General features: G+C 61.3%; 25 protein-coding genes. 13 read left to right on the top strand and 12 right to left on the bottom strand.

Annotated elements, in window-relative coordinates:
• The first annotated feature begins 71 nt into the window (after positions 1-71).
• On the top strand, positions 72-1,280 hold the full coding sequence (locus tag E8Q41_RS20835; protein ID WP_137157489.1) for an acyltransferase: 1,209 nt from the start codon (positions 72-74) through the stop codon (positions 1,278-1,280).
• 52 nt (positions 1,281-1,332) lie between these two features.
• On the opposite strand, the gene E8Q41_RS20830 is transcribed toward E8Q41_RS20835, so the two are convergent.
• The gene (locus E8Q41_RS20830) at positions 1,333-1,929 is read right to left on the bottom strand and encodes an isoprenylcysteine carboxylmethyltransferase family protein (RefSeq protein WP_137157488.1); all 597 of its coding nucleotides are present in this window, start codon (positions 1,927-1,929) and stop codon (positions 1,333-1,335) included.
• A gap of 12 nt (positions 1,930-1,941) precedes the next feature.
• Complete coding sequence (locus E8Q41_RS20825; protein ID WP_137157487.1) at positions 1,942-2,364, bottom strand: helix-turn-helix domain-containing protein; 423 nt, start codon at positions 2,362-2,364, stop codon at positions 1,942-1,944.
• A 157-nt stretch (positions 2,365-2,521) separates the two neighbouring features.
• On the opposite strand from E8Q41_RS20825, the gene E8Q41_RS20820 reads away from it, so the two are divergent.
• The 10 genes from E8Q41_RS20820 (at position 2,522) to E8Q41_RS20775 (ending at position 9,917) form a co-directional block, all read left to right on the top strand.
• Positions 2,522-4,813 (top strand): heavy metal translocating P-type ATPase, encoded by a 2,292-nt coding sequence (locus E8Q41_RS20820; protein WP_137157486.1) that lies wholly within the window; start codon positions 2,522-2,524, stop codon positions 4,811-4,813.
• Positions 4,810-5,292: a copper chaperone PCu(A)C gene (locus E8Q41_RS20815; RefSeq protein WP_137157485.1), complete on the top strand. Its 483-nt coding sequence runs from the start codon at positions 4,810-4,812 to the stop codon at positions 5,290-5,292. Before E8Q41_RS20820 ends, E8Q41_RS20815 begins: the two co-directional genes overlap by 4 nt.
• The gene (locus E8Q41_RS20810) at positions 5,289-5,942 is read left to right on the top strand and encodes an SCO family protein (protein WP_137157484.1); all 654 of its coding nucleotides are present in this window, start codon (positions 5,289-5,291) and stop codon (positions 5,940-5,942) included. Before E8Q41_RS20815 ends, E8Q41_RS20810 begins: the two co-directional genes overlap by 4 nt.
• 14 nt (positions 5,943-5,956) lie before the next feature.
• Positions 5,957-6,472, top strand: coding sequence for a copper chaperone PCu(A)C (locus E8Q41_RS20805; protein ID WP_137157483.1), 516 nt, complete (start codon positions 5,957-5,959; stop codon positions 6,470-6,472).
• Positions 6,473-6,643: 171 nt separating this feature from the next.
• Positions 6,644-6,829 (top strand): hypothetical protein, encoded by a 186-nt coding sequence (locus tag E8Q41_RS20800; RefSeq protein WP_137157482.1) that lies wholly within the window; start codon positions 6,644-6,646, stop codon positions 6,827-6,829.
• Positions 6,826-7,266 (top strand): disulfide bond formation protein B, encoded by a 441-nt coding sequence (locus E8Q41_RS20795; RefSeq protein WP_137157481.1) that lies wholly within the window; start codon positions 6,826-6,828, stop codon positions 7,264-7,266. Before E8Q41_RS20800 ends, E8Q41_RS20795 begins: the two co-directional genes overlap by 4 nt.
• Positions 7,263-7,934 carry a thioredoxin domain-containing protein gene (locus E8Q41_RS20790; protein WP_137157480.1) on the top strand — a complete coding sequence of 224 codons (672 nt, stop codon included), beginning with the start codon at positions 7,263-7,265 and terminating at the stop codon, positions 7,932-7,934. The genes E8Q41_RS20795 and E8Q41_RS20790 overlap by 4 nt, the downstream gene beginning before the upstream one ends.
• A 5-nt stretch (positions 7,935-7,939) precedes the next feature.
• The gene (locus E8Q41_RS20785; protein ID WP_137157479.1) at positions 7,940-8,272 is read left to right on the top strand and encodes a hypothetical protein; all 333 of its coding nucleotides are present in this window, start codon (positions 7,940-7,942) and stop codon (positions 8,270-8,272) included.
• A gap of 142 nt (positions 8,273-8,414) precedes the next feature.
• A complete protein-coding gene (locus tag E8Q41_RS20780) occupies positions 8,415-9,095 on the top strand; it encodes a TerD family protein (protein ID WP_137157478.1) in 681 nt (226 codons plus the stop codon).
• A gap of 42 nt (positions 9,096-9,137) precedes the next feature.
• Entirely contained in the window at positions 9,138-9,917 is a 780-nt protein-coding gene (locus E8Q41_RS20775; RefSeq protein ID WP_137157477.1) for a VWA domain-containing protein, read from the top strand.
• Between the two features lie 170 nt (positions 9,918-10,087).
• Here the strand turns inward: E8Q41_RS20775 and E8Q41_RS20770 are convergent, their stop codons facing one another.
• From E8Q41_RS20770 to E8Q41_RS20745, 6 genes are all read right to left on the bottom strand, one after another.
• Positions 10,088-10,843, bottom strand: a complete 756-nt coding sequence (locus tag E8Q41_RS20770; RefSeq protein WP_246660275.1) for a YkgJ family cysteine cluster protein — start codon at positions 10,841-10,843, stop codon at positions 10,088-10,090.
• A 2-nt stretch (positions 10,844-10,845) separates the two neighbouring features.
• Entirely contained in the window at positions 10,846-11,328 is a 483-nt protein-coding gene (locus E8Q41_RS20765) for a YchJ family protein (protein WP_137157475.1), read from the bottom strand.
• 23 nt (positions 11,329-11,351) lie between these two features.
• A complete protein-coding gene (locus E8Q41_RS20760) occupies positions 11,352-12,464 on the bottom strand; it encodes a GNAT family N-acetyltransferase (RefSeq protein ID WP_137157474.1) in 1,113 nt (370 codons plus the stop codon).
• An 8-nt stretch (positions 12,465-12,472) separates the two neighbouring features.
• Positions 12,473-13,336 (bottom strand): flagellar motor stator protein MotA, encoded by an 864-nt coding sequence (gene motA, locus E8Q41_RS20755; RefSeq protein ID WP_137157473.1) that lies wholly within the window; start codon positions 13,334-13,336, stop codon positions 12,473-12,475.
• 156 nt (positions 13,337-13,492) lie between these two features.
• Positions 13,493-13,879, bottom strand: coding sequence for a hypothetical protein (locus E8Q41_RS20750; RefSeq protein WP_137157472.1), 387 nt, complete (start codon positions 13,877-13,879; stop codon positions 13,493-13,495).
• Positions 13,880-14,126: 247 nt separating this feature from the next.
• Positions 14,127-14,654 carry a dihydrofolate reductase family protein gene (locus tag E8Q41_RS20745; RefSeq protein ID WP_137157471.1) on the bottom strand — a complete coding sequence of 176 codons (528 nt, stop codon included), beginning with the start codon at positions 14,652-14,654 and terminating at the stop codon, positions 14,127-14,129.
• A gap of 45 nt (positions 14,655-14,699) precedes the next feature.
• Between E8Q41_RS20745 and E8Q41_RS20740 the strand changes: the two genes are divergently transcribed.
• Complete coding sequence (locus tag E8Q41_RS20740; protein ID WP_113462254.1) at positions 14,700-15,254, top strand: TetR family transcriptional regulator; 555 nt, start codon at positions 14,700-14,702, stop codon at positions 15,252-15,254.
• A 169-nt stretch (positions 15,255-15,423) separates the two neighbouring features.
• On the opposite strand, the gene E8Q41_RS20735 is transcribed toward E8Q41_RS20740, so the two are convergent.
• The 4 genes from E8Q41_RS20735 to E8Q41_RS20720 form a co-directional block, all read right to left on the bottom strand.
• The gene (locus E8Q41_RS20735; protein ID WP_137157470.1) at positions 15,424-16,833 is read right to left on the bottom strand and encodes an MFS transporter; all 1,410 of its coding nucleotides are present in this window, start codon (positions 16,831-16,833) and stop codon (positions 15,424-15,426) included.
• A 113-nt stretch (positions 16,834-16,946) separates the two neighbouring features.
• Positions 16,947-17,321, bottom strand: a complete 375-nt coding sequence (locus tag E8Q41_RS20730; protein WP_246660266.1) for a 2Fe-2S iron-sulfur cluster-binding protein — start codon at positions 17,319-17,321, stop codon at positions 16,947-16,949.
• Positions 17,322-17,445: 124 nt separating this feature from the next.
• A complete protein-coding gene (locus tag E8Q41_RS20725) occupies positions 17,446-17,667 on the bottom strand; it encodes a hypothetical protein (RefSeq protein ID WP_137157469.1) in 222 nt (73 codons plus the stop codon).
• Positions 17,668-17,725: 58 nt separating this feature from the next.
• On the bottom strand, positions 17,726-20,026 hold the full coding sequence (locus E8Q41_RS20720) for a copper-translocating P-type ATPase (RefSeq protein ID WP_246660265.1): 2,301 nt from the start codon (positions 20,024-20,026) through the stop codon (positions 17,726-17,728).
• A 148-nt stretch (positions 20,027-20,174) separates the two neighbouring features.
• Between E8Q41_RS20720 and E8Q41_RS20715 the strand changes: the two genes are divergently transcribed.
• Complete coding sequence (locus tag E8Q41_RS20715) at positions 20,175-20,540, top strand: hypothetical protein (RefSeq protein WP_137157467.1); 366 nt, start codon at positions 20,175-20,177, stop codon at positions 20,538-20,540.
• The last annotated feature ends 20 nt before the right edge of the window (positions 20,541-20,560 follow it).

Here is a 20,560-nt window from a genome sequence, read left to right as displayed (position 1 = left end):
GTGCAATGAATTCGGCCGTTCTCGCCGCGCCACCGCGGTCGGCATTACATCATTCATTTTATGGATTGCCCATGACCCATATTGCCACCTACGAGCCTATATCCGTTCCTTCCGTCGAGGTCAGGACATCTGTCATTGTTTCGGTCAAGACTCGCCTCGTCGGCCCGGACACATTGCGGGCGCTGGCGATTCTGCTTGTCATGCTCGTGCATATCCCCGTAGAGGCGACACCCTCGTTCCTGGTCGGAGTTCGAAACTACGCCTGGCTCGGTGTCGACATCTTCTTCGTCCTCAGCGGCTATCTCATTGGTACTCAGCTGTTCAAAGAGATCGGCGCAGCCGGCCGTATCGACTTCAAGTCCTTCTATTTGCGTCGGGCGTTCCGCATATTTCCCGCCTTCTTCGTCGTGCTCGCGGCCTACGCTCTATTCCCCATAGTGCGCGACAGTGCGAATATGCAGCCTCTCTGGAGCTTCGCCACCTTCACAGTCAATTTCGGCTTCGATCCGCGAGAAGGCAATGCGTTTTCCCAGGCGTGGTCGCTCTGTGTCGAGGAACACTTCTATCTGATACTGCCGTTGCTCCTGCTCGCGTTTCGCGGTCGACTTGGTATGAAGACGACCCTTTGGCTGGTCGCTTCCTTGGTGGCAACCGGGATAATCGTACGGTTCGCGCTCTGGGAGGGTGAAGTCCGGCAACTCGTCGAAGCCGCCAAGTTCCGGGAGGCCTTCGCTGTCTATCTCCGGGATGTCTACTATCCGAGCTACACCCGGATCGACGGCCTGTTGTTCGGCGTTCTGTTGGCGGCGGCGAGGTTCTACAAACCGGAGCACTATCGCCGCTATGCCCATCCGAGCGTCGCGATACCCGTCGGCATCGGTTTGGTCGCTGTGGCGCTCTATGTGTTCTCATTACGCGGACCGCTCGAGGGCAGCAATGTCTTTCCCGTTTTTCAGGCCGAACTGGGAGCAGTGTTGGGTTTCCCGATCATATCGATGGGCATCGCACTCTTGCTGGGAGCAATGCTCGATCTCGAACCTGAGTTAAAGGGGTGGTCGATCCCGGGAACGGCCATGGTAGCCACGCTTTCCTACAGCCTCTATCTAACGCACAAGTCGACGTTCCACATCGATCGCGTATTGTTCGGAAAGGAAAACCTGGAGGGAGGCCTCGGATTTCTTGTCTACCTCTCAACCAGCTTCGTCGTGGCGGCCGTTCTCTGGTTCTGTGTCGAGAGGACGTTTCTGATGATCCGTGATCGGGTCCTGACGAAACGATAAGAACGACGGCCATAGTTACCTCAGTGGACTCTCGGGCCTTCTGAGTTCGATCTCACAGCCAGCGTCTGACGCGCAGCTTGTAGTCGGCGTAAGGCTGACCGAGTTCGGCAGCGAGCACGCGCTCCTCGATGACGACTTGAAGATGAATGGCGGCGAGAAGCGCCGCCACGGCAACGGCCTGAGGTTCGGACGGGAAGACGGCAAGTGACCCGATAAAAAGTAGAGCCTGGCCGACAAACACCGGATTGCGCGAGATCGCGAAAGGCCCGTCGTCCACAATCGCGCCCTGATGGCCTTCGGCTGCACCAATCCGCCAGGACGCCCCCATGTGCCGTTGGGCCGCCAAGGCTAGCACCACGCCGATCGCCATGACGAGAAGGCCGAAGATTTCGAGAGTTCCATCATGAAGGCTGGACCACAGTTGCGTCCGCCCGCTGTAGATGGACCACGCCTCCCAGAGCGGTGGATAGATGGCCCCGAATATGAACGTCAACCTGAAGAGCAAAGCGGGAAGCGCCTGACGCTCCTTGCCGACACCGAAGAGCCAGACCGGGCGGCCGGCTTTCTTGGCGGCGGTTGCCGTCAGTACCATGAAACCCATCAGGTAGGCCCACATCACCAGGATACCAAGCCCTTCACCGATCGTCATCGTTTCCTCCAGTCAGTGATGGTCGTGAACGCATTTCGCGTGGTCGGCCAGAACCTCGATGACCCGGCATTCGGACACATGTCCGTGACGGCATCCTTCCACCATCTGCTCCAACTCGGTTTTGAGAGCCAACAGGCTTCTGATCCTCTGGTTGACCTCAATCAGCCGGGCCTGGGCTATTGCATCGGCTGTTGCGCAGGGCTGGTCTGGTCGGTCTTGCAGTTCGAGGAGCGTGCGGATCGCATCTACTTCAAAGCCAAGCTCGCGCGCATGTCGAATAAAGGCCAGGCGTCTCAAGTCGTCGATCTGGAAGACGCGTCGATTTCCGCCGTCTCGTTGCGGCGACGCCAGCAGTCCAATTTGCTCGTAGTACCGAATCGTGGGCACTTTCACACCGCTTTCGCGCGCGGCGTCTTTGATGGACATCGAGTGCATGTCTCTCTCCTCTAGTCCCTTGAGCATGGCGACCGTTCAAGGCGAATTCAAGCCCGACGCACGCACCAAGAAAATTACCCGATCGATGAAAATACCGCTTGCTCCTCTAGCCGCTAGAGGGTGTAGGCCAACATGAATCATCCTGGGGAGTACCATCATGGCGAATGCATCTAGCAAGAAGCGCTACCGCGTCGACGGCATGGATTGCGCAAGCTGTGCCGCGAAGATCGACACCGCCGTCCGCAAGCTGCCTGGCATAAATGACGTCTCCGTTTCCTCTACCGCAGGCACGATGACGGTGGACTTCGTCGGCGAGGAGAACCTCGAAGCCGTCGAGCGGACGGTCAAGAAGCTCGGCTATGGCGTCGCGCCGAAGGAAAGTTCGGACAAGACGCCGAAGAGCACTCCTGCCCACAGCGACCATTCGCATGAGGGGCATGATCATGACCATGAGGGCCACGATCACGACCACAATCATGAAGGCCACGATCATTCCCATGACAAGCACGATCACGGCGACAAGACCGAAGAGAGTCTTGGCCTGCATGGGCATGATCATGGCCCCTCCGACGGCCCCTGGTGGAAATCCAGGAAGGCCCTTCTGACTCTCGCGAGCGGCGCGGCACTTGTCGTCGCCTATTTGGTCGGCCACTTCATCCCGTCTATCGACAAATACGCCTTTGCCGTCGCGATGCTGGTCGGACTTATCCCGATCGCCAAACGTGCGCTGGCTGCCGCGTTGGCGGGGATTCCCTTCACCATCGAGACCCTGATGACCATCGCGGCCGTCGGCGCTGTCATCATCAATGCGAGCGAGGAAGCGGCCGCCGTGGTATTCCTGTTCCTGGTCGGCGAATTGCTGGAAGGCATAGCCGCCGGACGCGCCCGCGCCAGCATCCAGTCGTTGACGAAGCTCGTTCCCACGACCGCGCTGATCGAGGAGAACGGCAAGACGCAGGAAGTGCAAGCCGATACTCTCCAAATCGGAGCCATCATCGTGGTGAGGCCCGGCGACCGGATTCCGGCGGATGGCACCATTGTCGATGGCGCTAGCGCGGTGAATGAAGCGCCTGTGACAGGCGAGAGCGTTCCAGTGCGTAGGGCAAAGGACGATGACGTCTTCGCAGGGACCATCAATGGCGAAGCAGTCCTCAAGGTCCGCGTCACCGCCGCCGCCGCCGACAACACGATCGCGCGGGTCGTGAAGCTCGTCGAAGAAGCGCAGGAGTCCAAGAGCCCCACGGAGCGGTTCATTGATCGCTTCTCCAAATACTACACGCCCGGAGTGCTGGCCGTCGGCGCGCTTGTCGCCGTTCTGCCGCCACTCGTGTCGGGCGCGTCATGGTCTGAATGGGTCTACAAAGGCCTCGCCGTCCTTCTGATCGGCTGCCCCTGTGCCTTGGTGATCTCGACGCCGGCTGCAATCGCGGCGTCGCTTTCGGCTGGCGCGCGACGCGGCCTTCTGCTCAAGGGTGGCGCGGTCCTGGAGGGCCTTGGCAAGATCACGGCCATCGCACTCGACAAGACGGGGACACTTACCGAGGGGAAACCCAAGGTCACCGACATCATCTCCCTGAGCCGTAGCGAAAGCGAAGTCCTGGGACTTGCCGCAGCTTTGGAAACGGGCTCCAGTCACCCGTTGGCTCTGGCGATCCTGGCTAAGGCCGAGGAAGCCAAAGTGCAGGCTGCCTCGGCCTCGGAATCGAAGGCGATCGGGGGCAAAGGCGTCACCGCGATGGTCGACGGCACTTCCATATTCCTCGGATCACCTCAAGCGGCAGCGGAAATCGCCACGATTTCGTCAGACTTCAAGGAGCTCATCCGGCTGCTGAACGACGACGGCAAGACGGTGTCCGTGCTTCTCGCGGGCCAGGAGGTGGCCGGAGCTATCGCTATGCGTGATGAGCCTCGGCCGGACGCCAAGGATGGGCTCAAGGCGCTCAAGGAGCTTGGCATTCAGACTGTCATGCTTACAGGCGACAACAGCCGCACCGCCAAGGCGATCGGCGCGCAGCTTGGGATGGACGATGTCCGTGCCGAGCTCCTGCCGGAGGACAAGCAGAAGATCGTCGGCGAACTACGCGCGAAGGGCATGGTCGTGGCAAAGGTCGGCGACGGTATCAACGACGCGCCTGCACTCGCCGCGGCCGACATCGGCATCGCCATGGGGGGCGGCACGGACGTTGCACTTGAGACCGCGGATGCCGCCGTCCTGCATGGCCGTGTCCGCGACATCTCGCGTATGATCCGGCTGTCGAAGAATACCATGTCCAACATCACGCAGAACATCACCATCGCGCTCGGCCTGAAGGCCGTATTCCTCGTGACCACGGTCATTGGCGTAACCGGGCTGTGGCCTGCGATCCTAGCCGACACCGGAGCGACGGTGCTCGTCACCATGAATGCCCTGCGCCTGCTGTCGCCGAAGCTAGGAGGTGAGACCGAATGATCGGCCGCCTCGTCGCATTCCTTCTGATCTTTGCGGCCGCCTCGCTATCGTCGGTCGTCCAGGAGGCGTGCGCGGCAGACCTGGAGATCAAGAGAGCGTGGTCCCGTGTTGCGCCTCCAGGCGCTCCGGTGCTCGGAGGCTATTTGTCCATCACCAACAGTGGTGTTGAACCCGACCGCCTCATCGCGGTCTCATCCCCGATAAGCGACAACGTCCAAATCCATGCGTCGGCGATCAACGATGGTATCGCGACCATGCGGCAGGTGACGGATGGCGTTGCGATCCCGCCGGGCCAAACCGTCGAATTCGAGCCAGGTGATCTTCATCTCATGCTGCTCAATCCGAAGTCCCGCCCGGGGGAAGGTGAGAAAATCCCGCTTACATTGACCTTCGAGAAGGCGGGACGGTTTGACGTCGAGCTCGTAGTGGCGCGTTCGCCGCCAGAGGTGGCCAACGAGCATCAGGACCACATGCAATGACTCCTCGCTTTCGACGCCTGCTGCCGATTTATGTGGTTGCGGCTGTGGTCGTCCTTAGCCTGTCGATCTATGTCCGGCTTCCCACCGTATCGAGGAACGAGATTACCGCCCAATCAGGGCTGGAGATCGGCGACTTCAATTTGAAGACACTCGATGGACGGGATTTCTCGAAGGCGAACATCGCGGGTCGCCCGCTTGCCGTGTTCTTCGGCTTCACCCACTGCCCGGAAATCTGCCCGACGACATTGGCCGAACTGACCTCCTTGCTGAAGGAGATGGGCGAAGCTGCCAATGAACTCACGCCCATCTTCATAACCGTCGATCCCGAGCGGGACAGCGCCGAGTCCCTGCGCCAATACATGACCGCATTCGATGCACGGATCATCGCCCTTCGCGGCGACGTCGACGCCACCAGATTGGCAGCCAAGGCCTTCGCGGCCTCCTTCAAGAAGGTGCCAACCGAGGGCGGAGACTACACTATGGATCACAGCGCGGGCGTCAGGTTGGTCAAAGCCGACGGGACCTTGCAGGGCACGCTCGACATGCATGACAGCCGGGATGCGCAGGTCAAGAAACTGATCATGCTCGCCCATACGGCCCCGACACATGTCTCCAGCAACGAAAATCCACCTGCGGCGAGGGCGAATTGAAGCAGAGGACCACCTTGCACGACACTGGGACCGACACGAAGCCGATGCGCCTTGCCGCCGCGACCTTGGTGTTCACGCTCATAGCCTCGGCCGTGACCGCCTCCACTCAGGATGTCCATAGCCAGTCTTCAGAGTACGAAGGCTCTGTGCTCGTCGAGCACGCCGAATTCGTTCCATTCGGGTCGGATGGCTTTGCAGGCTACCTGACGATCTGGAACGGGTCCTCCTCGGATAAGGTCATCCGTTCGATCGAGGTCGAAGCCTTCGGCAAAGCGGAGCTCGCCAAACGTGTCAGTGACGACGTCGTGCGTTCCATGCTGGACGCGTCCGTTGTGACGGTGCCGTCGAAATCCGAACTTCACATGGATATCGATACGGTGTTCCTGCTCTTGAACGGCACCAAAGCCATCGAGAGCCCCAAGATCACCGTCCGTTTTGATGACGGGTCGTCCGCCTCGCTGCAAGCGCGCTTCATCGCCGATGATACGTCATTGACCGACCATCACCATCCGTCACCGAACAAGCCATGACTTGGCCGACCGTGGGACCCACGACAATAAGCAGCTTTCGGGCGCTGGCCGCCGGAGCAGTGTTCGGCATGACGCTGGCGATGGGAGGCTGCTCCGAGTCCAACCTTGACCCGAATGCCGAATATTCGGCGGCCTCCGCGCAAGTCGCCTACACCACATGGAGAGCATCAGATGCCCACCGACAATGAAGTCCGCGAACGCCAGCAAATGCGCAACAGGGTCACTGTGATCCTTCTGGTCCTCTTTGTCGCGATCGTCTTCGCGCTCAGCTTCAGCCATGTGCTCAAGGAGCAACCGCCCGCGAAGAAGACGACGCTTGTCGAGGAGCCCGCAATCGAAGCCTTGGCGGCAACATGAACGGTGTGAAGCAGACACCAAAGACCGCCAGCGCGTGGGGACCGCTCTTCGCGGCGTGGATGGTCGCGCTCGCGGCGACCTTGGGGGCACTGTTCATCGGTGAGGTCATGGGGCAGACGCCCTGTGTACTCTGCTGGTATCAGCGTGTGTTCATGTTCCCCCTCGCCATCGTGTTGGGCATAGCCTCGTTTCGCGACGACACCCGTGTCTGGCTTTATGCCGGCCCTCTCGCCCTGGTCGGCTTCTTGATCGCCGCCTATCACAGCCTTCTCTATTTCGGTTTCATCGCCGAGGCGCTCAAACCATGTGGCAAGGGGCCATCATGCTCCGACGCGGCAATGACCATTCTGGGCCTGCCCATCCCCTTGCTTTCGCTGGCAGCCTTCGCCGCCATTCTGGGCCTGTTGGCCCTCACTCATCAAAGGAACCACTCATGAACAGGCGTCTCCTGGTGTTCGTCGTGGCAGTCGCCGCGATTTTGACCTTCGTGGTGGGCGGATACATATATGCCTATGTCAGGATGCTTCAAACACCTACGTCCGCTACCACTTCGGCTGCTGAAACTTCCCTTGTGAGAGCTCATTCGCCCGTAATTGGAAAGGTCGACGCCCCGGTCACCATCGTCGAATTTCTCGATCCGTCATGCGAAGCGTGCCGCGCATTCTTCCCGATCGTCAAAGACGTCCTGGCGCAATATCCTGACGATGTTCGCCTTGTCGTCCGATATGCCGCTTTTCATCAGGGATCGGACGATGCGGTCAGGATCATTGAGGCCTCGCGCAAGCAAGGCAAGTTCGAAGAGGTTCTCGCGGCGCTCTTCGATAACCAAGAACTATGGGCAGCCCACGGCGCTCCGGATATCAAGAAGGCCTGGGAAATCGCGCATGGTCAGAAAGTCGAGGGCATGCAGGCCAGGCTCGACAGCGTCACGCCGGAAATCGACGCCATCCTCAAACAGGACGCCGCCGATGTCGCCGCGAACAAGGTTGAACAGACTCCCACGTTCTTCGTCAACGGAGCGCCATTGATCGATTTCAGCGAAGAGGGCTTCAGGACATTGGTCAAGCGCCAGGTCGAAGCTGCCCGCAGCGGCTCTAAGACGTGAGGTCCATGATGAAGCGCGCCTTGATTCCCATTGTCCTCCTCCTGACGGCCTGCGCCAAACCGCCGGAGGACATTGTCGCCACCGCAGTTCCGGTCGATCCCTATATCCGAAAGAGCTGCGTTGAGTTGGCGGCGCTGCAGATGGAAAGGCAACAAGCCCTGACTGAGCTGGAAGCGCGGCAGCGCGCCACGGCCCAGGAAGACCGGGATGCGATGTGGGCTGTCCATATCCCGATGGCCAGCATCCGAGGCGGTGACAAGGAGAAGGACATCGCCTCGGCAAAAGGCGAGCTTCAGGCTATTGCGTCAGCCAGTCGATCGGGTGGCTGCACGTCCTAGCCTTAGGCACGGCCATCGATATCGGGTCCATCGAACCGACACGAATATTCGCTAGGGATGACTCGTTGTTTGGAGGGGGCGACGACATGCGTGGCGGACGCCCCATTCCACGGCGTCGAACAAGGACAGGAGTGACAACCTCGTGGCGACATTCAATCTCACCAAAGGCCAATCGTTTCGGATCAAAAAGGACATCCAGCTTGTCCACTCGGGCCTCGTCTGGGAATCGCCCGAGGAGGGCGGCCCCACTTTCGATCTCGACGTCCACTGCTTCGCGCTGATCCATACCGGCGGCGACCGCACTCGGGCCCGGCTCTACAACTTCGGCTCCCATGCCCTCTGCTATGCCTTCGTGCGGGGGCCCGGCAATCTCGACGGTTCCCTGAACAAGCGGCCTGACGGCTCGTTCGAGACTGACGACGGTTCGATGTGGCACCAGCGAGACGACCGCACCGGGCGCGGCGTGGTGGAGGCCGATGATGATGGCGACGGTGGCCATCATGACGAGGGTTTCCGCGAAGAATTCAAGATCGTGCTGGCAAAGCTGCCGTCCGATGTCGTGGAACTGGCGGTATGGGGCACAATCCACGACGCAGACAAGAAGCGGCAGGATTTCGGGGGAGTGAAAAACGCCTATATCGAAGTCTGCGACATGGCCGACGTCGAGCTGTGCCGCTACCAGCTGACGCAGGAATTCGCCGGCAAGACGACGATCCATGTCGCCTCGTTCCTCAAACAGTCTGATGGCTCCTGGGAATTCCAGGCCGTCGGGGCGGCGACCAGCGAAGGCCTCGGCGAGGTCATCGAAGCCTACCTCCGCTAAACGTCCGAATCCCCCTCAACTCACATTGACAGGATGAACCGAATGACGACCTTCAGACTTGAGAAGCCGGAAGAGGAAGTCCGCCGCGTGGGCTTCGTTCTGCAGAAGCAGGGCATCCACGAGCGCATCCCCGCCCAGGTTGGCCTCAACATCGACGTGTCGGGATCGATGCAGAACCTGTTCTCGAACGGGATCGTCCAGTCGGCGCTGGAACGCGTCCTTCCCGTCGCACTCTATTTCGACGACGACGGCCGGATCGACACATGGGTGTTTTCGGGCGACGCCAACATGGCCGCGATCACACAGGCGACCGCATACAATTACAAAGACTATGTCCGGCGCGAGATCACGGACAACCGCGGCCTGGACGGCATCCTCTGGGGCGGCACGAACTACGGCCCGGTCATCCGGTCCAATCTGCTCACCTATGGCCTGCTCGAAGTCCATGAACCCAAAGGGTTTCTTGGCATGATCTTCGGCAGGAAACGCGATGTTCTCGGCGAGGAAACGCGGTCGGGCATTCCGGCGATCAACTATTTCCTCACTGATGGCGAGAACTCCGACATCGAGAATGCGTGGAACCTGCTGGAACAGGCCGAGCATGCCGAATCCCAAATCTATTACATCATGGTGGGCATCGGTCCGAGCGACTTCACATTCCTCAGGAAGGCCGCGGAGGCGTTCCCCAATGTCGGCTTCGTCAGCGTCGAGGACCTCGGCAGCTTTGTGGGCAGCGACGACGCCTATGAGAAGCTCCTGCCCGCCGAATTGTGCTCGTGGCTCAAACATGAACATGAAGATGAGGACGACGACCATCCTTGACCCCAGTCAGCGTGTTTCCCCGGGAACAGCTTGAGATAGGGTGTCGTGCCAATACGGTTTGTATTGAGGGTTCATTTGAAAGCCGGCCCTTCGAAAATCTCCCGAGAGTGTGTGGCGCGTATTTGCCACGCCGCGGACCTGGCCCTTTCATGGTGGGCCAGGTTTTTGCGTTATAGATAGCGCTGCAGTTCGGCCGACGCCTCCCTGTAGTAATTGCTGAACTCGGCCGCCTTGGCACTGCCTCCAGTGCGCTCCAGCCAGTCCTGAAGCACAGGCTGCTGAGCCCGGGCGAAAGCACTGAGGTCGAGATTGCGGTCATATCGAAGATAAGAGACGAAGCTCGCGACGACACGCCCCATCGGTGTCGTTCCGGCAGCTTTTGCCACTCTGGCGGTCATCACGGGGGAATGCTTCAACAGCAGGTCGACGTAGCGCCGGATCGCCTGCCCCTGATCCATAAGTTCGCTACGCTCGATATCGAAGTCTTCGCGATCAACGATGTGCTGATTGCGATACACGACTGGCGCGGCATCCGAGATGTCACACAGCCAGCCACCCCTTGGCTGAAGGAGATCGGCTTGGAACTCCTCGTCCTTGTAGGCGTAGAACGGCATCGTGCGACAGCGGATGGGCTTGGTCGCATGGATGCCGCACAGATTGTCCGGCGTGAGCTGCGGGCAAGGCATGGACGGAGGCACGAAGGATACGGGCGACACGAGCAATTGCATGCGCTTCTTCGGCGGCAAGATGACACTAGCTCCGATCTTCTCCAGGACTGACTGGCCACGCGTCCCGGGTTTGACGGGCGTGATCATCATTGCGAGCGGAAAGCGATCGGCCATGTCGACGGCCTCCCGCACGGTCAGGGGGACGAGCCCATTGCAGCAGAGTCCGCACGCCGTGCAGGCGAACCGTCGTTCTGACATCGTCAGGCTCCACAGCACTTTTTGAATTTCTTTCCCGATCCGCAGGGGCAAGGGTCGTTTCGGCCGACCTTCAGCACGCGGACCGGAGGGGACTTGGGATTCACCTCGCTGTGGTCATAGCGCCACTCGCCGTCAACTCTCACGAAGCTCGCGAGCTCGAACTGGGAAAGTTCTCGCCCGCCATTGCGGTAGCGGAAGGAGAATTTCACAGAGCCCGTGTCGTCTCCCCGTTGTCCGCCATCGGTCTCCATAATCTCGAGGCCGATCCATTCGGTGCCCGGAAGGGACGCCTCCATGTCGACCCGGTTGAAGGAGTCCATGGCGTGATCTGTGTTGGTTCGCTCGATGTAATCGAGATTTCCCACGGTGAACGCGACATACCGGGACCGCATGAGCGCCTCCGCGGTCTTGGCCGGCTCTCCATTGATGAGCGGTCCGCAGCAGGTATCGAAGTCTTGGTCGGAGCCACAGGCGCAGGCAGTCATAGGCGGTCCTTTCTTTGGCACAATCATCTGAGGGGAAGTTTCGAACGCAGACGTTGCAGGGCGCGATAGAGCACAGGGCGCTCCTTCACGAACCGCTTGAGGCTGGTTGCCGCCCGGCTCACTTGCATCGCGGCATTTCCCGTGGCCCCGATCGGCATCACCATGTCGAACTGGGGAGTCTCGACGTTGCACCATCGCCTCTTGTGCGGCTGGTCGCCGATGCCGAAGTCGAAAATGCGGAAACGCGCCTTGCAGAGCCGCTCGACGATCAAATGGTAGAGAAATTCGCCAGGGCTCGCTCCTGGGACCGCACTCTCATCGACGGACCCGAATTGGCTGATCGCGTAGGCTCCCTTCGTCGAAATCCCCGCGATGGCGATTGGCTGCCCCGCCGGACCCTTCAGACGCAGTACATGCAGGCGCAGTATGTGGCCGCCATCGGCTTCAGGCGATATCACGAGGCGGTTGAAGAACGACTTCGTCGACGGATCGGCGAAGACATTCGGCAGACCAGCGGCCCTGAAGCGGGCTTCCTTCTGCGCAAAGAACTGGTTGAGCACAACCGATGCCGATAGCGGATCGGTGATTTCTTCATAGTGCCAGCCTCCCGCCGCATCGAATTTGCGCCAGGATGCCCGAAAGACCTTCATCCTCTTCGCCCTGTCGAGTTGGGCGATGGTCGATGACGTGTCGTCGGCGAGTTCGAGCTGAAACGACGAGTTCACGCTCGGGACGCGCGACAGACCCAAGAGGACATTATCCTGGCCACCCCACGCCAACGCAGTCTTGTCGAATTGAAGTAGATCGGCATGGTCGGCGAGCTCCTGTAAAATCGAGTTGAGAAACTCCTCTGGATCAAATCCGCGCTCGATATGGGCGACCGCGGTGTTGAGATTGCTGAAGCGGGTTCCGAGTGGCCTTGCGGTTCTCCCTAAACCACCTGATGCGATTTCCAACGGAAGAATGATCCGGCTGCCGCCCTGAACATGTTCGACGACCAAGGTCTCGGCGTTAGTCGCCTCTTTCCAGGCGCGGCACCACGCCGTAGTCTGGTGGACCGATACGGACGGGAGCTTCTCCATTTCGGCCCATGTCCCGGATATCAATCCGATTTCCTTATGAACGGTGGTTGACATGGGCGACCTCAGCCAGACTGCCCGGGGTTCATCATCTCGTTCTCAACGGCGTCGATCGACGGCCGCTCGTAGGAGGAGATAGTCTTGCGGCCATACTCCAGCGCGACCTGCGGTACAGAGCCGTTCATGTAGGCGATAAGCGTCTGCTTCACGATCACGTAAAGGCGGTTCTGCTTCGTCCTCACCGCCTTGATCATCGAGCAGAGCGGATTGACGATGCAGTACGACACCAGGATGCCAGTGAAGGTGCCGACCAGAGCCGCGCCGATCAGCTCGCCAAGTACCTCCGGCGGCTCAGTGATCGCGCCCATGGCATGGATGACGCCGAGAACCGCGGCGACGATGCCGATGGCCGGGAAGGCGTCACCCATCGACTGGATGGCATGCAGCGACTTGAGCTTGTCGTGGGAGATCGTCTCGATCTCCTCGTCCATCAGCGCCTCGATTTCGTGGCTGCGGGCATTGCCGATGATGATCAGACGCACATAGTCGCAGATGAATGCCGTCAACTCCGTGTTCTTGAGAACCGAGGGTGCGGTCTGGAAGATCGAGGATTCTTTCGGATTGTCGATATGCGCTTCGATCTCGTTTCGCGACTTGGTGCGCAGGTCTCTCATCAATCCGTAGAGGACCCCAAGCGTGTCGAGATAATTTCGCTCCTTGGGGACCTTGTAGGCGAAGGCCTCGCCGAGGGCCTTTCCTGCGTCCTTGATCACTTTGAGCGGATATCCCGCTACGAAGGCCCCAAGGCCGGCCCCGAGGATGACGATGAATTCGTAGGGTTGCCAGAGAACATTCAGATGCCCTCCGCTCGCCATGAAGCTTCCGATTATGCAGCCGAATACGATGACCAGTCCGATGATGATGTTCACTTGAGGGTGTCCCTGAAATTTCGATTGGACGGGACGCATGGCAGACATGCGATCCGGTCTCTTCAGGCGAACGGTGTCAACTGCGCCATCTCTCACGGCAGAGCCGGTGGCGGCGCGGTCATTGTTCGCTGGTGAAGTGCCGCATGGCGGCTGACGTCAGGCGATTGCCGACGTCTTCGGGGGGCGGTCGATGGAGCTGGGGCGGTTGGTCACGACATCGGACGAAAGCGCGATCGCCCATGCGGCACGGTTGATCGAAATGTCCATGCCTGCCGCGCTCGTTCCAGTCGGCAGGTCATGTGCGTGGTCCGCCGAGTTATGACCATGTCGGTGCTGGACTCCGCCCTTTGCGAAGTGAGGTCCGGCTTGGTTCTGTTCGAGGTCGTCGTGGTCGATTGCCGTGATGATCGCAACATGCCCGGGCACAGAACCTGCGCTCGACGAGGGTGATGGAAGCGGCACGAGCAAAATAGCGATGATCGTCGCGAGGATCGCGACTGCTCTTTGCCATTTGCTTCCAAATTGTCTCAGCATCAATGCCAAACTATGTGCGGCTGTCCAACGCGTCGAAACCGGATAGTCTCGAATCACGCATTGATTATTCCACATGTCGCAGACGAACACAAATGTGGCTGCCTGCCTCGGAGCGTATTCCCTGTGGGTGGAGCACCCCTGCGGTGTATTTTAGTCGGGAGAGGTGTGAGGCTTGATGGCAGCTTTGGGCCAAGAAGAGCCCTGCCCTAAAGTCACGGATGCGCCAACACCGGTCATCGAACGAAGCTCCTTTGACTTAGGAGAGCCGGTAGTGCAGCCGCACACAGCCTTTGTCGAGCGTCTTTGCGCTGATCAGCTTCGGGGTTAATCTGAAGCCAGTCGGTGGGAAAAGAGGACGACCACCGCCAAGCAACTCGGGGATGATGTAGATCTCGATTTCGTCGAGCGCGCCACGTTCCATGAACGCCATCTGCAGCATGCCTCCGCCCAGCATCCAGACATCACCATCATCGAGCTTTCGAAGCTCGGCTATCAGGTCGTCCACATTGTCTTTGATCTCAAGCGAGCCTTTGGGGTTTTCGATAGGTCGCGACGTAACAACGACGACCCGCTGGTCGCCATATGGCCAAGGTGCGGGATCTTTTGCTAAGAAGTCGTAGGTGCCGCGACCCATTACGACTGTGCGAATGCTCTTCACGAAGATCCGGTAATCATGCGCGCCCAGATCCATTTCGTCGTACTTGAACAGCCAGTCGAGTTTGTCGTTCTCGTCTGCGATGAAGCCGTCCAGACTCGTTGCTATGTACCCAACAATCTTGGCCATCAAAGCCTCCTTGATTTATAACCGAATGCACGTTTATATATCGCTATGACGAGACGCAAGACAATTCCGGATGAACAGGTTCTTGACACCTTGTTCGAGCTGATGATGAAGACAGGACCTGATGGCTTGACTTTTGCGCGTGCTGCCAAGGCTTCAGGCTTGTCTGCGGCGACACTGGTGCAGCGCTACGGCAACCGTGAGCGCATGGTCGAGGCAATCCTTCTTCAGGCCTGGGACCGCTTGGATGCTCAGACGGAAGCCGCAGACGATGAGGAGGATCTGTCGCCTGAGGGAGCCATCAAGCTTCTACTGCGGTTGATGTCTCCCAATATGGCCGAGCGTGACGCCACTGACGGGCTTCTTCTGCTTCGAGAAGATATACGGAACCCAAGACTTCGCGAAAGGGGCGCAGCGTGGGGACGCGCATTAGTCTCGGCACTGGGGCGACGGCTGTGTTCGGACCCGCAGGAGGCGAATATTCTGGGCTGGCAGATGGCCGCTCTCTGGCAGGGCGCGCACACTTGGTGGGCGTTCGATCAGACGGTGCCCGCAGATCGTGCGATCCGGCAGACTCTGGAGGCTTGGCTGCAACGGCGTTGACAGCTGGCCCCGCAAGACATTCAACGGCGGTGGTTTTTGCTGACAAGTTGCCCCAGAGCGGCAGGCCTTAGAAAGCAGCCGCGGCAACATTAACGGCGACAAAGCGCCATTAGCGGTCATCCCTCTCAGATCGACAGGAACAAAGGGCGGCTCGAGCCGCCCCCCAAGGTCACTCAGCGGGTGCCATCGCGTCCTTGCCGCTGCGGAGGCCGGCCAGCGCCAGCGCGGCTCCGGCGGCAGCTACGATAGCCGCTCCGGAGAACGCGGCTTTGAAGCCGGAGAGAAGGTCCGCCACATCCGCCGGGCCCGACTGATAGGCGGCCGCCACAGCCACCATCGCGGCAAGGCCCACTGCCGATCCCACCTGGTAGGTCGTGTTGATCAGGCCGGAAGCCAGTCCGGTCTCCTCCGGCCTCGCGCCCGAGACGCCGACCATCGTCGCCGGAATGTACGCGAGCGACATGCCGAACGCCGCGAGCAGAGAGGCTGGGAGGACGTCGGCCAGGAAGTCCCCGTGGGCGGGCAGGCGTGAAAGCATGACCAGCGCGGCCGCCATGACCGCGAGACCCAGAACGAGGTTGGTCTTTGGCCCGAGGAGCGCGATGAACTTAGCCGAAAAGCCCACCATCAGGACCATGATGGCCACCGTCATAGGCACCAATGCCAATCCCCCCTCCCATGCGGAGAAGCCGAGCGTCTGTTGGAGATAGAGGTTGAGGTAGAACCAGAGCGGAATCCACGCGGCCCCCAGAAGCGCCATGAGCACGTTGCCGACCGCGAGGTTCGGGGTCCGGAAGATGTTCAGCGGCAACAACGGCTCGGTGCGGGCGGCCTGGACGAGCACGAACACCACGAGCAACGCGGCAGCACCGCCGAGTTCGGCCAATGTCGCCGTCGAGGTCCATTGCCCGGGTCCAGTCGTGACGATCGCGTAGACGGCGAGGATCAGGGCGGCTGTGATGAGGACCGCGCCGATCCAGTCGACACCGCCTTCAGAGACCGCGCTCTTGCTCAGTACCGCCGGGCTTGCGGCCAGGACGATCAGACCAAACGGGACGTTGATCAGGAAGGTCCACTCCCAGCTCATCCACTGGGTGATGACGCCGCCGAAGAAGACCCCGGCCGTGCCGCCCGCGGCCGCCGAAGCGCCCCAAAAGGCGAAGGCCCTGCCGAGTTCCGCTCCGTTGTGGCCGAAGAGACCGACGAGGATGGTCATGGCCGACGGCGCGATCAGCGCGGCTCCGAGCCCCTGGAGCGCGCGGCCGGAAAGCAGGACCTCCTGCGACGTTGCGAGACCCGCAACAAGCGAGCCGACCGTGAGCACCGCGAAGCCGAGCATGAACAGACGCCGCGCGCCGAACAGGTCGCTGAGACGTCCGCCGAGAAGCAGCAGGCCGCCGAAGACGATCACGTAGGCGTTGAATATCCACGATAGCCCTTCAGCGCTGAAGCCGAGATGCGTTTGGATCGCCGGCAAAGCGATCCCGATGATGGAGGTGTCGAGGATGACGATGAACTGGGCGGCGCATAGGAGCGAAAGCGCCCACCACCGCCTTGGGTCAGGTGTCGTGATTGACATGTCGAAGTTCCTTCAAGAAGCGGAAATCCCGGGAGCGAAGCCCGGGACCGCACGCCATCGCGCGGTCGACATCGAGTTCTAGTGTTTCCAACGCTCGCAAGGTCAAGAGGGTTTTACGGCCTGACGCGGGAGTCGGAGCCCACCGCGTGGGCTGGCAGGTCGGCGGCGTCCTCGTCGCCCCGGCCCCACTTCACGGTCACGTCGCTTTCCAGCACCGCCCGGCACGCTAGGATGAATCCCGCGGCCTTCTCTTCCTCGGTCAGCGAGAATCTGGTGTGGGGCAGCAGGGTCACGGACCCGCCCGCGAGCCGCGACTTGCAGGCACCGCAACGCCCCGATCGGCATCTGTGGGGGTAATCGACGCCGGACGCGAGCGCGGCGGCGAGCAAGGTCTGGTCCGGCCTCACCGCAATGGTGCGGCCGGCTTGCGGCATGTACGCGGTAAAGCCGCCCGTGGGCTTCGCGCTTTCGACGTGATGCTGATTCATTCGATGCTTCCTTCAGTTGGACGGCGGGATTGCCATCGAGCGGAAGGATGCTGTTTTCAAGCGTTGGAAGGTCAAGCCCGTGGTGCTCACCGGTGTCGGGCGGGCGTCGAGAAGCGTCCCCGCTTCATTCCGGTTTGGCGTCGCACTCGGCCGGAGTCTTCCTGGTCTGCTCCATGAGCTTGATCTCGAGCCAGAAGATCGTGCGCCCGACCTTCTCCAACGGGTGGTCCCCGCTCTGTCTGCACTGCGGCGAGGCGGCCGCGTTCGCCGTCTCGGTGTCTCGTGTCGTACAGGACGTCGCCGCCAGCAGAACAAGAGCGGCGCAGGCGAGCTTGGCAAAAGGCATACAGACCTCCATTCGTGCGCTGCATATCGAGCGCCCCTTGGACTGTTATCGAATTCGATCAACCGATCCTAGCCGCCCGAAGCCGCAAGGCGTTGGCGATCACGCTGACCGACGACAGAGCCATCGCGGCCGCCGCGATGATCGGAGACAGAAGGAGACCGAACGCCGGATAGAGCACGCCCGCAGCGACCGGAACCCCGGCCGCGTTGTAGACGAAGGCGAAGAACAGGTTCTGCCGGATGTTGTTCATGGTCGCGCGCGACAGCTCCCGGGCCTTGACCAGCCCCTGCAGGTCGCCCTTGAGCAGGGTCACTCCCGCGCTCTCGATGGCGACGTCAGTTCCCGTGCCCATGGCGACCCCGACGTCGGCGGCGGCAAGCGCAGGCGCGTCGTTGACGCCGTCCCCCGCCATGGCGACGACCCGGCCCTGCGACCGCAAGCGCTTGACGATCTCGCTCTTGTTTTCAGGCAGGACTTCGGCCTCGACTTCCGCGATCCCGAGCCGCTGGGCGACCGCGAGCGCTGTCGTCCTGTTGTCGCCCGTGAGCATGACGACGCGGATGCCTGCATCGCGCAGAGCTTGAAGGGCGGCGGGGGTCGTCTCCTTGACCGGGTCGGCGATCGCGAGCAATCCGGCGACCTTGCCGTCGACCGCCATGAAGATGACGGTCGCGCCTTCTCCCCGGAGGTGTTCGGCATCGGAGGCGAACTCCCTGACATCGACGCCTTCCTCCTCCATGATCCGGTGGCTGCCAAGGACAAGCCGCCTGCCGTCCACGAGACCGACCACGCCCTTGCCGACCGGGCTGTCGAACTCCGACGCTTCGGCCAGCGGAATGCCGCGGTCCGCGGCCGCTTCGACCACGGCGAGCGCGAGCGGATGTTCGCTCGACTTCTCGAGGCTGGCGGCGAGCCGCAGGAACTCGCGCTCGTCGATGCCGGCCACGGTCCTGACGGAAGTCACCTTCGGCCGACCTTCGGTCAGGGTGCCCGTCTTGTCGACCACGAGGGTGTCGACCTTCTCGAAACGTTCGAGCGCCTCCGCGTTCTTGATCAGGACCCCGAGTCCCGCTCCCCTGCCGACGCCGACCATGATCGACATCGGCGTGGCGAGGCCCAACGCGCACGGACAGGCGATGATCAGGACGGCGACCGCGGCGACGAGGCCGTGCGCGAAGCGCGGCTCCGGCCCCCAGACCATCCAGGCGGCGAAGGCGACCAAGGCGATCCCGATGACCACGGGCACGAACCATCCCGAGACCTGGTCGGCCATGCGCTGGATCGGCGCGCGGGAGCGCTGCGCGTTGGCGACCATCTGGACGATCTGCGAGAGCATTGTGTCCCGGCCGACCTTACCCGCCTCCATCAGGAAGCTTCCGGTCTTGTTCATGGTGCCGCCGATCAGCGCCGATCCGGCCTCCTTGGTGACGGGCATGGACTCGCCCGTGATCATCGACTCGTCGACCGAGCTGCGGCCTTCGAGAAGCTTGCCGTCCACGGGGACCTTCTCGCCGGGCCGGACACGGAGCCTGTCGCCGACCACGACCTCCTCAAGCGCGATGTCGCTTTCCGATCCATCCGTGGCGACCCTGCGCGCCATCTTGGGGGCGAGGTCGAGCAGCGCCCGTATAGCTCCGCCCGTCTGCTCGCGGGCGCGGAGCTCGAGGACCTGACCGAGCAGGACAAGGACGGTGATGACGGCCGCCGCCTCGAAATAGACCGGGACCGCGCCGCCCATGCCGCGGAAGGTCTCGGGAAAAGCGCCGGGAGCGATCGCTGCGACCACGCTGTAGAGCCAGGCCACGCCTGTCCCCATGGCGATCAGGGTGAACATGTTGAGGTTCAGCGTCCTGAGCGACTGCCATGCGCGCTCGAAGAACGGCCAGCCCGCCCAGAGTACGACGGGCGTCGCGAGCACGAGCTGAATCCAATTCGAGACCATCGGGTCGACGACCATGTGGAGGTCGACGAGGTGTCCGCCCATCTCGAGCACTAGCACCGGAACCGCGAGCACGAGGCCGATCCAGAAGCGGCGGCGCATGTCGAGATACTCGGCGCTCGGCCCTTGGTCGGCCGTGGCGATCTCCGGCTCCAGCGCCATGCCGCAGATCGGGCAGTTACCCGGCCAGGGCTGCCTGATTTGGGAATGCATCGGGCAGGTGTAGATCGTGCCTTCGGGCACATTACCCCGCGGCGAGGCCTTATGACCGGGATGGTCATGGGACGGGAGGTCGCCGGATTGATGTCCTTCGTAGCGGTGCTGAGCATGGTCGTGATGATGATGCTCATGAGCTTGCCCGTGTTGGGCTTGGCTCTTCGCGGGGCCCTCTCCAGGCAGGTGGTTCCCGTGACCTTCCATGTCATCCTTCGTGCCCACGAGAACCTCCTCCGGTGTTTGAGATATTGCGAGAAAGCCGAATACCGCGACGCACGGTTTCGGCTGCGCGAATTGTTTTCCAAGGCCTGTGCGATCTGGTATGATCGACCACCATACAAGGGAGGCTTCGATGATCACGATCAAGCTCCTGACGGTGACAGTGTTGACGCTCGGTGGAGCGACGGCCGCGCACTGCCAGCCGCCTGCATTCTACTCCGCTCGACTTTCCGACGACCAAACGGTCGGCTTGTTTCTCGAGCATACGATCTCCGCGGCGGAAGCAGGCTTCGACTACGACGTGATGATCGGAGTCGGAAGCGTGAGGTCCGCGGGAAGCGATCTCTATGTCGACCCCTCCGCCCACCCTGCCGCGGTGCGGTGCGTCGAGCCCGCAGTCGTGATGGTCGCGGGGCGGGAATATACGATCGGCAAGCTCGATCCTTCCGACTGGAAGACCGCGCTGTGGAACACGGTCTGCCACGCTCCGATTTCTTGATCTTGGGCGGCTGCGGGCGT

The organism is Rhizobium sp. FKL33, from assembly GCF_005222915.1.
GTDB lineage: Bacteria > Pseudomonadota > Alphaproteobacteria > Rhizobiales > Rhizobiaceae > Rhizobium_E.
This window is presented reverse-complemented; position numbering and strand designations above follow the sequence as displayed.

Coding starts and splice junctions, on each gene's coding strand:
- E8Q41_RS20795 (WP_137157481.1), top strand. CDS start 6,826: ATGAACGGTGTGAAGCAGACACCAAAGACCGCCAGCGCGTGGGGACCG.
- E8Q41_RS20745 (WP_137157471.1), bottom strand. CDS start 14,654: ATGGCCAAGATTGTTGGGTACATAGCAACGAGTCTGGACGGCTTCATC.
- E8Q41_RS20820 (WP_137157486.1), top strand. CDS start 2,522: ATGGCGAATGCATCTAGCAAGAAGCGCTACCGCGTCGACGGCATGGAT.
- E8Q41_RS20790 (WP_137157480.1), top strand. CDS start 7,263: ATGAACAGGCGTCTCCTGGTGTTCGTCGTGGCAGTCGCCGCGATTTTG.
- E8Q41_RS20815 (WP_137157485.1), top strand. CDS start 4,810: ATGATCGGCCGCCTCGTCGCATTCCTTCTGATCTTTGCGGCCGCCTCG.
- E8Q41_RS20785 (WP_137157479.1), top strand. CDS start 7,940: ATGATGAAGCGCGCCTTGATTCCCATTGTCCTCCTCCTGACGGCCTGC.
- E8Q41_RS20760 (WP_137157474.1), bottom strand. CDS start 12,464: ATGTCAACCACCGTTCATAAGGAAATCGGATTGATATCCGGGACATGG.
- E8Q41_RS20730 (WP_246660266.1), bottom strand. CDS start 17,321: ATGAATCAGCATCACGTCGAAAGCGCGAAGCCCACGGGCGGCTTTACC.
- E8Q41_RS20740 (WP_113462254.1), top strand. CDS start 14,700: ATGACGAGACGCAAGACAATTCCGGATGAACAGGTTCTTGACACCTTG.
- E8Q41_RS20835 (WP_137157489.1), top strand. CDS start 72: ATGACCCATATTGCCACCTACGAGCCTATATCCGTTCCTTCCGTCGAG.
- E8Q41_RS20770 (WP_246660275.1), bottom strand. CDS start 10,843: ATGTCAGAACGACGGTTCGCCTGCACGGCGTGCGGACTCTGCTGCAAT.
- E8Q41_RS20800 (WP_137157482.1), top strand. CDS start 6,644: ATGCCCACCGACAATGAAGTCCGCGAACGCCAGCAAATGCGCAACAGG.
- E8Q41_RS20725 (WP_137157469.1), bottom strand. CDS start 17,667: ATGCCTTTTGCCAAGCTCGCCTGCGCCGCTCTTGTTCTGCTGGCGGCG.
- E8Q41_RS20825 (WP_137157487.1), bottom strand. CDS start 2,364: ATGCACTCGATGTCCATCAAAGACGCCGCGCGCGAAAGCGGTGTGAAA.
- E8Q41_RS20735 (WP_137157470.1), bottom strand. CDS start 16,833: ATGTCAATCACGACACCTGACCCAAGGCGGTGGTGGGCGCTTTCGCTC.
- E8Q41_RS20830 (WP_137157488.1), bottom strand. CDS start 1,929: ATGACGATCGGTGAAGGGCTTGGTATCCTGGTGATGTGGGCCTACCTG.
- E8Q41_RS20720 (WP_246660265.1), bottom strand. CDS start 20,026: ATGGAAGGTCACGGGAACCACCTGCCTGGAGAGGGCCCCGCGAAGAGC.
- E8Q41_RS20715 (WP_137157467.1), top strand. CDS start 20,175: ATGATCACGATCAAGCTCCTGACGGTGACAGTGTTGACGCTCGGTGGA.
- E8Q41_RS20810 (WP_137157484.1), top strand. CDS start 5,289: ATGACTCCTCGCTTTCGACGCCTGCTGCCGATTTATGTGGTTGCGGCT.
- E8Q41_RS20775 (WP_137157477.1), top strand. CDS start 9,138: ATGACGACCTTCAGACTTGAGAAGCCGGAAGAGGAAGTCCGCCGCGTG.
- E8Q41_RS20765 (WP_137157475.1), bottom strand. CDS start 11,328: ATGACTGCCTGCGCCTGTGGCTCCGACCAAGACTTCGATACCTGCTGC.